Source organism: Thermogemmatispora sp. (assembly GCF_042408735.1).
In the GTDB taxonomy this organism is placed as follows: domain Bacteria; phylum Chloroflexota; class Ktedonobacteria; order Ktedonobacterales; family Ktedonobacteraceae; genus Thermogemmatispora.
Genome location: NZ_JBHOQV010000115.1, coordinates 1 through 13,159, shown reverse-complemented (window position 1 = coordinate 13,159; position 13,159 = coordinate 1). Strand labels below are relative to the sequence as shown.

General features: G+C 59.9%; 9 protein-coding genes. 3 read left to right on the top strand and 6 right to left on the bottom strand.

From position 1 onward, the window contains the following. Positions 1-307 precede the first annotated feature (307 nt). Positions 308-1,744 (bottom strand): exonuclease SbcCD subunit D, encoded by a 1,437-nt coding sequence (locus ACFMO7_RS10170; RefSeq protein ID WP_376795375.1) that lies wholly within the window; start codon positions 1,742-1,744, stop codon positions 308-310. A 414-nt stretch (positions 1,745-2,158) separates the two neighbouring features. On the opposite strand from ACFMO7_RS10170, the gene ACFMO7_RS10165 reads away from it, so the two are divergent. Next, on the top strand, positions 2,159-2,815 hold the full coding sequence (locus ACFMO7_RS10165; RefSeq protein WP_376795374.1) for an HD-GYP domain-containing protein: 657 nt from the start codon (positions 2,159-2,161) through the stop codon (positions 2,813-2,815). Between the two features lie 161 nt (positions 2,816-2,976). Here the strand turns inward: ACFMO7_RS10165 and ACFMO7_RS10160 are convergent, their stop codons facing one another. The 4 genes from ACFMO7_RS10160 to ACFMO7_RS10145 all read right to left on the bottom strand — a co-directional run bounded on the left by ACFMO7_RS10160 (position 2,977) and on the right by ACFMO7_RS10145 (position 6,760). Further along, positions 2,977-3,753 carry a hypothetical protein gene (locus tag ACFMO7_RS10160; protein WP_376795373.1) on the bottom strand — a complete coding sequence of 259 codons (777 nt, stop codon included), beginning with the start codon at positions 3,751-3,753 and terminating at the stop codon, positions 2,977-2,979. A gap of 39 nt (positions 3,754-3,792) precedes the next feature. Continuing rightward, entirely contained in the window at positions 3,793-4,551 is a 759-nt protein-coding gene (locus ACFMO7_RS10155) for an amino acid ABC transporter ATP-binding protein (RefSeq protein WP_376795376.1), read from the bottom strand. A 142-nt stretch (positions 4,552-4,693) separates the two neighbouring features. Continuing rightward, positions 4,694-5,485: an amino acid ABC transporter permease gene (locus ACFMO7_RS10150; protein WP_376795372.1), complete on the bottom strand. Its 792-nt coding sequence runs from the start codon at positions 5,483-5,485 to the stop codon at positions 4,694-4,696. A gap of 375 nt (positions 5,486-5,860) precedes the next feature. Further along, positions 5,861-6,760, bottom strand: coding sequence for an ABC transporter substrate-binding protein (locus ACFMO7_RS10145; RefSeq protein WP_376795371.1), 900 nt, complete (start codon positions 6,758-6,760; stop codon positions 5,861-5,863). Between the two features lie 474 nt (positions 6,761-7,234). On the opposite strand from ACFMO7_RS10145, the gene ACFMO7_RS10140 reads away from it, so the two are divergent. After that, a complete protein-coding gene (locus ACFMO7_RS10140; RefSeq protein ID WP_376795370.1) occupies positions 7,235-9,676 on the top strand; it encodes an amylo-alpha-1,6-glucosidase in 2,442 nt (813 codons plus the stop codon). Positions 9,677-9,824: 148 nt separating this feature from the next. Here ACFMO7_RS10140 and ACFMO7_RS10135 read toward each other — a convergent pair whose 3' ends face one another. Then, positions 9,825-10,109: a hypothetical protein gene (locus ACFMO7_RS10135; RefSeq protein WP_376795369.1), complete on the bottom strand. Its 285-nt coding sequence runs from the start codon at positions 10,107-10,109 to the stop codon at positions 9,825-9,827. 1,081 nt (positions 10,110-11,190) lie between these two features. On the opposite strand from ACFMO7_RS10135, the gene dnaG reads away from it, so the two are divergent. Next, a partial coding sequence (gene dnaG / locus ACFMO7_RS10130) for a DNA primase (protein WP_376795368.1) occupies positions 11,191-13,159 on the top strand: 1,969 nt, incomplete at its 3' end.

The following is a 13,159-nucleotide window of genomic DNA, read 5'->3' as shown; positions in this document are numbered from 1 at the left end:
GATCAGGATACTTCCGCGCTGGGGAAAGTGCAGATCTATTTCTCGCAAGAGCCTGAAACGCTCGACTGTCAGATGTTTCAGAATAATCATTTCTGCTTCACTCCGTTCACACTCCTCTCGGGAGATGCGAGCGCTCTCCGCTGGTCCCCTCTATAAGCGAGTGTTGCAGAGAGGCCGGCATGCTCGCCGCGCTCCGCCCTTACGCTACCACATCTCCTTCACATAGCTCCAGCGGTGCAGATCCACTGACCGACCAGCGAGCGCACCGATCAAGGGTCAGTAGGAGCGGCGCCCAGAGCGATCGACGCTAATGGATCTCATCAAGAGCATTCAGCAGCACTTCTTTTGTCACCAATAGAGCTTTTTTTTCTTGTTCATCAGAGGCGGCAGCGATCCACTCGTCGGCCAGAGCAGCCAGCTCCTCGCGAGGAGAGAAACGCTCGGTGGCCTCGGCCGGGCCGGAGCCGGAGCCGGCAGAAGCCTCGTGGTCAGGTAGCAGCGTCAAGGCCGTATCGTCGATGGCCAGCGAGAAAGCATGCTGTTCACCGTAGCGCCGGATCTGGTTGAGATCGAGCTGGTGATATTGCTGGCGTGTCAGCTCGCCCTCCAGCTTGAGCTGGACCATGGTCTGTTGATCGCAGAGGGGACGCAGACGCTCCAGAATCACCGCCGTAGGAGAGCCAACATTGGAGGCCGAAGCCAGAGTGCCAGCCCGCTCGGCCTGGGTCTCTGGGGCAGGGGCCGGCCAGAGGTCGCTTGTCGGAACGATCAGGCGGCGCAGGCGCAGGGCCTCAACGGCAATATGCTTACACCAGCGGAGGCCATCGCTGGCCAGACCGAGAAAAACAAAGCCTGGCTCGGCGTCGGGGTCATTGAAATCGATATGCTGGGTTGAGCCAGCCACAATCAGCTCGCACTGGCCAAGGCGCAGATGCTCAAAGGCGTGGTGGTAGCCAGCCAGGACATACTGGAAAGCAGTCTGCCGCGCCAGCGTAGAGCGGCTGACCTGGACCTGAGCATCGGCGGGGGCGAGGTCAGCGCTCAGGCCCTCGATAGGAGCATGGAGGATCAAAATACGGATCTGAGCGCGTTCAAGCTCAGCCGCAGGACGGACAGAGGCCAGAGGATCGCCCTCCTGTCCCACCCGCACGCTCAGGCCACAAAGGCCGACCCGTAGCTGCCGGATCTCGCAGAGGGCCGGCGCTAGCTCGATCAGAGGCTGTCCGCTTCCCACCGTGGCGCCAGCGGCCATCGACAGCGCTGGGCGGGGAGGGAGCGAGAGCGGCTCAAAATAATGGAGGGCGCCGAGGCGCGCAAAGCTCAATTGAGGCGCCGGCAACGTTCCCTCGGCAAGGGAGCGTCCCAGCGGCGGCGTATCGTGCAACCCACCGACCATAAACGTGCGCACACCAGCCTGACGGAGCTGAACCAGGCGCTCGGCCACGAAGCTGCGCTCGTCTTCAGCCGGGTTCAAGGAGTCGAAGAGGTCGCCGGCCTGGACGAAGAGGTCGACGCCCTGGCCAATGGCAAAATCAACTGCCTGTTGAAAGGCATGCCGTAACTGGCGCGCCCGCTCCTCGCGTCGGCGCATTGGCTGACCAGCGGCAGCGCCCAGGTGGTTGTCCGCTGTCAGGACAACCGTAATCACGTCGCGCGGGCCTGACGCTGTATCCTGCCCCTCACTCGCCTGCTGCTCGGGGTCCAGCCGCTTTTCTGAACCCTCCTCCACAAGTTCTTCTGTCATCGCAAGCTACTTCCAACTGAACTGAGAGACGATCTTACTGCTGTGCACCAAGTCGCAGCGATCTTTCCTGCACATAGAATGGATGGTAAGAGGAGTCTATCATAAATTATGACGATTAAAAAACAGGCGACCCGGAAAGAGGGACCATTTGGGGGATGAGCAGGCGGCCTGCGCTCGCGAAGGAAGGGCGGCCCCCGGTCTGCACTGCCGGGCCAGAGCCGTGGGCCGGCCAGGGGCGCCCAGGCTCTCCGGCAGAACAAAATAGAAGACCAGTGACACAAAAGTACTGCCTGAAAACAAGAGCTTGGGCAGACAGCAAGTGAAAACATTACTATATTATATGATTCATCGTCTTGCACTCATCCGCCTTAGTAGTGTCATTCATCGTGGGCTTAGAGGGAGTAGAGCAGAGTGGTGGCAGTCAAAACCTTAAAGGATGGCAGGGAGAGCAGGGAGATCTTGCTCGCCTTCGCCAGAAGCATAAAGGAGCGCGATCTCGTCACGTACGAGCACTCGCGCCGCGTTGCCGTCTACGCCTATCGATTGGCAGGCAAGCTGGGCTGGGAGCATGCGCAAGCGCGCGATCTGGCTCTGGCGGCCCTCGTCCATGATCTGGGCAAAACCTGGATCGCCAACGAGATTCTGCACAAGTCCGCGGCCCTCTCTGCAGAGGAGCGGCGCAAAATGCAGCGTCACCCGGTCATCGGGGCCCGCATTCTGATCGGCTGCGATGTCGACCCCTTCTTCGTCGAGACCGTCCTCTACCATCACGAGCGCTGGGATGGCCAGGGTTACCCTTCGGGACTGCGTGCTGAGGCTATTCCTCTGAGTGCGCGCATTCTGACCGTAGCCGATGTCTACGATGTCCTGACCTCGCAGCGGCCCTACAAGGAGCCTTATTCGTCGGAGATGGCTCGCGCCTGCATCGGACGCGATGCCGGTAGCAGCTTTGACCCGGCGGTTGTGGCGGCCTTTCTGGAGCTGCTGGATACGACTCCAGATTTTCTTCTCCCCTGTCAGCCGGCGGACCTGGACCAGGTGGCGGAGATCGCCTTGTTGCAGTTGCCCTGATGCCTGGCCGTCTGTTTACCTGAAGACCTGTTGTCGCTCCTGATCTGCCCTTAAGAGAAGAGCGGATAGCGGAGAGGGAGCAGGCTGGCAGACGAGCCTCCTCACTAACCAGCGGGCCTGCGCGCTGCCGGTCCGCTGGTTGGTTCAGGTTCCTGTCGGCTTCAGGCCTGGGCAAGGGTGCGCAGGTCGAAGGCTGGTCCTTCCTGGCAGATCAGGCGCGGGCCGTGGGCGGTCTCCAGCGCACAGGCCAGGCAGGTGCCCAGGCCGCAGACGAGGGGATGAAGGACGGCCACCTGGGCGAAACCTGGACGGCGCAGGGGTTCGAAGCGCCGATAGAGCCGCAGCGCCGTTTCACGTGAAACGCCCAGACAGACCGCATCGGCCCAACTAAGGTAGCTCTCCAGGGCCGCCGAAAGCCCGTCCTGGCGAGTCGGATCCTGTTCCGCGCTGCGCTCCACCAGATGGTACTCCACTTCCTCCGGCAGCAGCGTCGCCGGGTAGCCTTCCTCCAGTCGGGGCACCTCCTGAAGCAGGGTCACGGCCAGTCCCTGCTCGCTGGCGCGCTGAGCCAGCAGCGTCAGCGTTACCACGCCCAACTCCTCGGCCACCAGGAGCAGCGTGCTGGTACGCGATGGCAGCCGCCAGCCCTGTCCCAGTGGCCCCAGCAGGTCTAGCTCCTCCCCAACCAGGCGCCGCGCTAGCCAGGCTGTGCCCCGCCCACGGACCTGAAAGAGCAGGCGGCAGCGCTCACCCTCGACGCTGTGAACAAAGAAAGGGCGGCGCAGGAGCGGGTCATATGAGGTTTCCTCGGCACAGCGCACCATACAATACTGGCCCGGGCGTACAGCCTGCGCGAGCGCCGGCGCCTGCAGCTCCAGCAAATGCAGGCCCTGCCTTACTACCAGGTTCTCTTGAACTCTCGCCCGCTGAAGACGCATATCCTCCGTGCTCCTCGTGCGTACCCGGTGATCGACCACCTAATCTGCGGCGATGAGGCCGAGGAAATTGCGCGTACGCTCGTTTTGAGGATCATCGAAAATCTGCTCGGGTGGCCCTTCTTCGACAATGACCCCGTGATCCATAAAGATCACGTGGTCCGAGACATCGCGCGCAAAACCCATCTCGTGGGTCACCACCACCATTGTCATACCTTCTTCTGCTAGCTGGCGCATGACCTTTAGCACCTCGCCCACTAGCTCGGGATCGAGAGCCGAGGTCGCTTCATCGAAGAGCATCAGCTTGGGCCGCATGGCCAGAGCGCGAGCAATAGCCACCCGCTGCTGTTGACCACCCGAGAGCTTATGAGGATAAACATGGGCCTTCTCTTCCAGGCCGACCTTGCGCAGCAGCTCCATCGCCTCAGCGATCGCCTCCTGGCGCGGTATACCCAGCACATGGATGGGAGCCTCAATCACGTTCTCCAGGGCGGTCATGTGAGCAAAGAGATTGAAGCGCTGGAAGACAAAGCCAATCTGGGCTCGCATCCTGGCAATCTCGGCCTCTCTGGCCTCAACCAGCCGTCCCTTCACCAGGCGGTAGCCGACAAGCTTTCCATCGACATAGATGCGACCGCTGTCGATCTTCTCCAGGTGGTTGATGCAGCGCAGGAGAGTGGTCTTGCCCGAGCCACTGGGGCCGATGATCACCACTACCTGTCCTCGCTTCACCGTCATATTCACATTGTTGAGTACGAGCAGGTCGCCAAAGCGCTTCACCGCCCGCTCGACACGGACCATCTCCACAGGTTCGGCAGGCTCAGGTGCGGAGGCAGCAGCCGCCGAAGGCTGCCCGTAGGGCGATGGCTGCTCTTCCCAAGAAGAGCCATCGTAGTTCCGCTGCTGTGTCACTGGAAGCACCTCCTTTCATATTATGCCGGCTTTAGCGTGCTTCTCCATGTCCACCTGCGATCAGCTCGCCCGATTCCAGCGGCGGATTGCCGAATCCCAGAACCCGCTGAGTCCAGCTCTTCTGACGTAGCCGGCGCCTGGGCGGTCTACCCCTGGCTGCATGCTCGGGGTCCAGCCGGCGCTCGATCCAGCGCTGGAAGTAATCCCAGAGGGTCGTCAGCAGCAGATAATAGAGGGTAGCCACAATCAGCAATTCAAAAATCGAGAAGCTTGGAGCCCCAAGGATCTCAGCGGTCCCGGTTAACTCCTCTAGCCCAATGACCGAGGCGATCGAGGTGGTCTTGAGCATATTGTTGAACTCGTTGCCGAGGGGAGGGATGATGACGCGGGCCGCCTGGGGGAGAATGATGCGGCGCATGGCCAGCCAGTAGCGCATGCCCAGGGCGCGCGCCGCCTCCATCTGGCCGGGATCGACCGAGCTGATGCCTGCCCGGATAATCTCCGACATATAAGCGGCCTCATTTAACGAAAAGGCGATCAATATGCAGGCGATCTGGCTGAAAAGCAGGCCAGGAACCAGCTTGGGCAGGCCATCCCAGAGCAACAGCACCTGAACAAGCAGCGGGCTGCCGCGGAAGAACCAGACATAAGCCTGCACAGGGAAGGAGAGCCATTTGAAGCGCGACATCCGCATGAGGGCCAGAAAGAGGCCGAGGATGACGCCGGCGAGCTGGGCAACCACAGAGAGCCAGAGCGTGGTCCAGGCGGCCTGGAGAAAAAAGGGCGAGAATATGGAATTCGAGAAGGCTTCCCAATCGAACATGTTGGGGATCTCCTTGGATCGTTAGATCCTGGGCACAGAGTGAGCGCAGAGTGAGCGGCGCCGACTGATCCACTCTTCTACCCTGGCCGCAGAGTCTGGCTGGCCCGTGAGGGCCAGCCATCTTTTTCTTTGATTGATGATAGTTTACTGCAGAAGAGAGGGGTAGATGCCAGCAGGTGTTTCTCTCTCTCGGCTCTGGGCGGGAGAAGAAACAGCCGGCGGTAGCAGCCACCTGATGGCAGTTGGCAGCAAGCTCACTCTGACGGAGCCAGCAGCCTTCAGGCCAGTGCGCGCGACCATAGGAATAGGAGCGAGCGAAGGCCAGGAAGGGAAGCTGAGGTCACAGGCCCGGCCCGCACAGTCCATCAGGGAAGGCTAGAGGAGGGTACGCCGCTCTATCACAGCGATGGCACCGCTGACCAGCCCCCACTTATCGATGATCTGCTTGTAGGTGCCATCGCTTCGCATCGCATCAAAGGCACCCTTGACAGCGTTGTAGAGGGCCGTATCCCCTTTGCGGAACATGATGCCTTCGGGCGCGGCGTTGACCACCGAGCCCCCAACTTCGAACTTGCCCGGATTCTGCTTCAAATAATAGTCCGTCACCGGCGAATCTTGATAGGTGGCCACCACACGATGGTTCGCCAGTAGCTGGACGACCTCCGTCTGATCCTTGAGGACCGTCAGATGAATGGGTGGCTTGCCAGCCTTGGTGCAGTTCTCCGAGGCCGTCTGCAGATCCGTCTGCTCAACTGTCCCTGTCTGGACCCCGACGTTTTGACCACAGAGCTGGTCGACGCTCGTGATATGGAGAGGATTGCCTTTTTCGACCAGAAGCGACTCGCCAGCGTTGAAGTAGGGGATGAAATCAAACTTCTTTTGACGATCGGGGTTGATCGTCACCGCGGAAATCACCAGATCGAAGCGTCGCGCGGCCAGATCATCAAAGATGGTATCGAAGCCATCTGTCACGATGCGGGCTTGCAGGCCCAGGCGCCTGGCAATCTCAGTGATGAGATCAATGTCGAAGCCCTTGGGCTGATTGGTGGCCGGATCGATGAATTCCTGGGGAGGATAGGTTGTATCGCTACCGACCGTGAGCACGCCCGGCGTAATGAGGCCATATTTGTTACTCGCATTGCCCCCGCCGCTCGCGGGCGCTGATGAACCACCGCAGGCAACCAGGGCCAGGGCCAAGATAAGCACGAGGCCCAACAACATTCCGCTTCGGAGCACGCGCCGGCTTCCTGCCCTGCGGATTGGAGAGGATAGCATGCAGACACCTCCTCGGGTTATCAGAACGACATGGGGTGCAAAGGCTATGCGCAGTGTAGCATAGCTCGACTGTTATTGACAAGCTCCCGGTTTGATCGCAGACCTGGACGCCCGTCGACATAATACAAGGTAGGAGGAAGGCTACAGCCGTTGCACAGGACGACGGTCGGGGTCCGCCTCGGTTCGGGTCTCTCAATCAACAGTGCTTGCTTGCTAGCTTGGGGCTGTACACTGGCACTCTCTGCATTGTTATATACGTCCCATCCGAGAGGATCATCACCCCGAGGCGCATTTGTGCAACGCCAGATGAACAATCCTTTGACATTGTAGGAAGGACTGCATGAAAAACGCTGCTTCCTGACGCTTGTTATGCTACACTAAATAAGGGGTGCTGTGAGGCACAACGTACAGGCAGAGCATGATTGTCCAGCGGGGAGAGCCGCGTATCATTGAAGAGGGCCTGGAGGGTCCACGATGCCCATTACATTTGATCGCAGTGTCTGTTGTGATCTAAACGAGACCATTTCGCGCGAGTGGCTGATTACGAATGGGCTGGGGGCTTATGCCGCTGGCACTGTCGCCGGCGTGCTGACGCGCATGGAGCATGGCCTGCTGGTCGTCCCGCTTGAGCAGAAGGCCCCTCCCCAGCTCTTGCTGGCCAAGATCGACGAGGAGGCAGTCTTCGACCAGCGCACCTACTACCTGGGGACCAACGAGTACCGCGACGGCACCTTAAGTCCAGCGGGCTTCGTCCATCTGGAGGCTTTTCGCTTAGAGGATGGCTTTCCTGTCTTTCTCTATCGCATCGGCGGCCTCGATGGGGTGATGCTGGAGAAGCGCATTTGGATGATTCCGGGCCAGCATACAACGTGTATCCAGTACCGCCTGTCGCGCAATCACGAGCAGCATAACTTGGGGTCGAGGGATGAGCGCGTGCCTCTGGCGGCCTCGGCCTCGGGACCGACCAGTTCGCCTGCCTATCAGCGCCCTTATCTTCGCTATCGCGCGTTGGACCAGCACGTTTTGGAGCTTACCCTGCTGCCATTCTCTGCCTACCGTCCTTTCAACTTCCCCCAGGCCGGCCACAACGACTGGCATTTTCAAGTAGAGGTACACCACAGCAGCGAGCAGCGGGCGGCAACCGGCGCGTCTCGCTGGTCAGGAGAAGAACTGGTACTGCCTCGCGGCGTGACGGGCTGTAGCATCCGGGCCTATCAGGATGCCCAGCCTTACCATCTCTTTATGGTTGGCCATCCTGAAAGTCAGCCTCTTTTTATTCCTACCGGAGTATGGTACTGGCATTTTCTGCGGCGCGTCGATCGCGAGGCGGGGCGTCCTTCCGTAGATGATCTCTACCTGCCGGGCGTTTTTCGGGCCCGTCTCTGGCCGGGAGAGGAGGCAACGCTCACTATTGTGGCCACCACCGAGGACCCGGCCTTGTTGACGCTGACCCCCAGCTATCTGGCCCTGGCTTACCGACGTAGTGTCGAGCAGCAGCGCGGCCTGCTGCAGCCACAGCGCTACTTTGGCGAAGGCGGCGAGACCTCCCATCGGCTTCAGGTGCTCCCGCTGGCGGGTAGCGCTCATCCTCAGCGCCAGGGCGAGGAGTTCCTGCATGTACTCGTGCAGGCCGGCGATCGCTTTTTGATTCGCCAGCGGCCAGCGCGCCTGGCCGGTACAGGCCATGGACCTTACGCTGGTCTTCCGGCAGGAGCGGAGACAGAGCGGTTCTCGATCCTCTCGACCTTCTATGGACTGGAGGAGTACACGCGCGATGCGCTGATCGCTCTGCCCGGGCTGGCGCTGGCTACTGGGCGCTTTGAAGAGTGCCGCCGCCTTCTGCGCGGGCTGGCGCGCAGCTTTAAGCAAGGATTGCTACCGGACCATTTGCCGCGCGCGGGTCAGAGCCTCGACACCACCGACTATTGCAATGTCGACGTCACACTCTGGTATCTTTATGCTCTCGACCACTATTTTCGCTGCAGCGGTGACGAGGAGCTGATTGTCGAGCTGTACCAGCGCCTGGCAGAGAGCCTGCTCTGGTACCTGGAAGGTACCCTGCATGGGATTCGGGTTGATCCGCACGACGGTTTGCTGCGCAGCTCCAGCCCCAATCAGGCCCTGACATGGATGAATGCCTACGTTAACGGGACTCCGGTCACTCCCCGTACAGGCAAGGCGGTCGAGGTCAATGCCTTGTGGTATCATGCCCTGGCTCTGATGGAAGAGTGGTCGGCCCTGGTGCGTGGACGTGGCGGGGATGCCTATTTGAGTGGCCGCTTTCAAGAACTCCGCCAGCGCTGTGAAGAGGGGTTTCAGCGTTTCTGGTACGCCGAGGGCCACTATCTCTACGATGTGATCGATGGACCTGAAGGCCATGATCCTGGCCTGCGTCCCAATCAGTTGCTGGCCCTTTCTTTGCGCCATTCGGCTCTCCCCCCCGCATACCGTCCAGAGATACTGGAGCAGGTCTCTCGCCACCTGTTGACTCCCTACGGGTTGCGCACGCTGGCTCCCTCCGACCCGGCTTACCGCGGACGGTTGGGCCAGAGCAGCGAGGAGCAACAGCAGGCTCTGCACCAGGGAAGCGTCTGGACATGGCTCATTGGCCCCTATATCGAGGCCCTTCTGAAGCTCGATGGTCGTAGCAATGGGCAGGGCGAGTCGGACCGCGCCCAAACCTCTCCTCTTGGGCAGGAATATATCTGGCGTCAGGGATTGCGGGCTTTGGAGCCGTTCCTTCAGGAGCTGACCCAGAACATGCTTGGGATGATCGGCGGCGTCTTCGATGGCGATCCGCCCCATCGAGCCGGCTACCAGGCGGCCTGCGCCAGCGGGGTGGCTGAGCTGCTGCGGATCTATAGCTATTTAGCTCAGACTGGAGCCAGGCACCTGGTTCCCGCTCTCTCGGTGTAAGAGCAGCGTTCCACCATTTTCACAGTTCCCTGCAGATAGTCTTATACACACTCCAGGCAGGTTATCCACAGGCGATGTGGATAACCTGTCGATAAAGGTTTCCTGCGATGGTCATTTCTCCGCCAGACTGATCCTCCTAAAGCTTCTTCTAGCGACCCCGCGGAAAGTTATCCACATCACTCATCCTGACGAGCTTTGTCAGGACATCATGTTTTTTGGGTTTTCCACCGATTCTGTGGATAACTTTTCCACACCACTCATCCTGACAAGCCTTGTCAGGATGACTAGTTTTTGAGTTTTCCACCGATTCTGTGGATAACTTTTCCACACTTTCCACACGAGCAGGCGGTATTTTCACGACAGGGTCCCCTGGATAGCGCTCCCCAAGCCACTTATCCACAGGTTTTGTGGATAACTTATCCACATCACTCATCCTGACAAGACTCGTCAGGACATCCCTCTCTCGAGTTTTCCACCGATTCTGTGGATAAGTCGATGAAAACTAGTCATCCTAACAAGGCTTGTCAGGATGACTAGTTTTTGGGTTTTCCACCGATTCTGTGGATAACTTTTCCACACTTTCCACAGAGGGGTCTTTGACCATCGGACTTCTCCACCTGGCCTGTGGAAAACTTATCCACAGGCCCCAGGTGTCCACCACCTCTATCCACAGCCCGCTTGTCATTTATCCCCAAGTTTTCCACCACTTTTGCACAGAGCGAGCGGCGTTTTCTGGCAAAATAAAAGTAATGTCAAGTAGCGCCTCGTGCCGCTTCCAGAGCCATTTCAGGCCATACACAGCCTCCGGACGCAGAGAGTGGCTGGCCGGAGTTATCCACATTTCCACAGGCCCTATTACTACTGCTATCCATCTCTATCTCTATAAAAGAGATGGATATAACAGTAGTAGGGGCTGTGGAAATGTGGATAACTGCCCCAGGGCCGACCTGCCTCTTGGCACCGGGGGAAAAGGAACCAGCTTTGCCGAGAGGCAGCGCGATCCAGATAACAAGAGCGGGTTGGTCTCTCGCATCGCAGGCATAACTCTGCCTATCGGCAGAGATGGTCTGAGCAGAAGCTAAGGAGCTGCGGCTGGGAACTCGACGGCGGCCTCTTGCCGGTCCTGACTGGCGGCCTCTCCCGGCTAAAAGTCAGAGCTAAGCGAACCTCGTACCCGGGGGTGCGACTTTCCCGACAGTAGCTCGTTATATCTCTAGGGATGGCAGAGAGAGGGCAGACCAGGCTAGCTGATGCGGTTACTCTATGCCGGGCTGGAGCGGTGGCTAACGCAAGAAGGATGGGTGTAGCACATTCTTCCCTCCCTCAGTGCCATATCGACCGAGAGTGACAGTCTGTTTCCCTCGCGATCAGCTGAACTATGGCGGAACAGGGCAGGCGAGCGGCAGAGCGAATCCAGGAGTCCGCCTGTCCGACCGCTGCCGGTGCCTTCTATCTATCTATAGCCAACGCCTGAGCACGAGTGTAGCAGTGTCACCGATCAGTGGGGGCGGCCAATGTCTTCAATCATCGAGACCATCAAAGCGCGCCTCGACCTGGTAGACGAAGTCGGCCAGGTCGTGAAGCTCCAGAAATCAGGGCGGGCCTTCAAGGCTGTCTGTCCCTTTCACAGCGAGCGCACGCCGTCCTTCTACGTCTTCCCGGAATCGCAGCACTGGCACTGCTTCGGCTGTCATGAGAGCGGTGATATTTTCACCTTTGTCCAAAAGTCGCAGGGCCTCGACTTTCCGGAAGCCCTGCGCTACCTGGCCGAGAAAGCCGGCGTTCCCCTGGAGGAGCAGCCCGGCTACGATGCGGCCCAGCAGCGCGAGCTGGCGGCCCAGCGTCAGCGGCTGCGTCAACTGAACGAGGACGCCCAGCTCTGGTTTCACCAGGCTCTGTTGCGCTCGCGCGAGGCTGCCCAGGCTCGGGCCTATCTGCAGAGCCGCGGCATCACCGGAGAAACCGCCATCGCCTTCGGTCTGGGGTATGCCCCTGACAGCCGCGATGCCCTCAGCCGCTATCTCCTCGCGCAGGGCTACAGCCAGCAGGAGCTGGTCGATGCCGGCCTGGCCCGCGAACCGGAGGAAGGGGGGGGTCTCTATGACTACTTCAGGAATCGCCTTATCTTCCCGATTCGAGACCTGCGTGGCCAGGTGATTGGTTTCGGGGGACGCATCCTTGGCGACGGTCAGCCCAAATATCTCAACACGCCGCAGACGCCGCTCTTTGAAAAAAACAGCGTCCTTTACGCGCTCGACCGCGCCAGGGATGCTATCAAGCAGGCCAACCAGGTCATCATCGTCGAGGGCTATATTGATGCCATCATGGCTCACCAGCATGGAACGCGGCAGACCGTGGCCTGCATTGGTAGCGCGATCACCGAAAGGCACATCCAGCAGATCAAAAAGCTGGCGCGGCGCATCACCCTGGCCCTCGACCCGGATGCCGCCGGCATGGCGGCCACCGAGCACGGTATTCAGGAAGCCTTACGCTCGCTGGAGCGTACGATCGTGCCCGTGCCTCTGCCGGCTTCGCCCCAGGAACGCCGGACTCAGGGCCGGGGGCGCGGTCCCAAAGCCATTATTCGTCTAGAGGAGGAGGTGGACGCCCAAATCGATGTACTGCTCCTGCCCGCCGGCCAGGATCCCGACGAGGTAATCCGCCAGAATCCGGCCCAGTGGGAGGAGGCCCTTGCTCATCCGTTACCTTTGGTCGATTATTACTTTGTAGCCAAGACCGCGGACCTTGATCTGCGCCAGCCCGGCGACCAGGCCCTGGCGGCGCGGCGCCTGCTTCCTGTCATTGCGATGATCAGCGACCGCGTCAAACGCGACGCCTATGTGCGGAAGCTGGCAAGGATGATCCATGTCGATGAACAGAGCCTGTATAATGAATTGCAGCGTAGCCTGCGCGGCAAGCACCAGAGTGTGGCCGAGATCATCGTGCCCGCAGAAGCGGGCAGAGGGGAGGTGGAAGGCGGCGGAAAGAGGCGAGGATGGCAGCGCCAGTCGTCCCAGACATCGCCGCGCGCGCTCGCCACGCTCACTCAGGCTAGCACCAGCTCCAGCGGGCGGCCAGGAACAGGCACGCTGTCCCCGGCCTCATCTGCCGGAGAGGAAGAAGCCCGCGCATCCCTTCCTGCGAGCGCGCCAGCCAGCATCAGCCCTGGCGGCAGCAGCCCAAAGCTTGACAGGGCGACGCTGGATAGGGTAGAATGGGAAGACTACCTAATCGGGCTACTCCTCCTCCATCCTGGTTTAAGTCAACACGTTTGTGATATAATAAACGATGGTGACTTTATCGGGACGGACACGCGGGAGTTGTACCACTTTCTCAACTCTGTTTATCAACGTGGCTCTTCCTCTTTCCATCAACCCTTAGAGCAGCTGTTACCTTCCGCGTTGCTGGAAACGGCGGCCCGAGCGCAAAGGCGCGTCGAGGCGGCGTCTCCGCTCGATGGAGCAGGACTGATCAAAGCGGCCA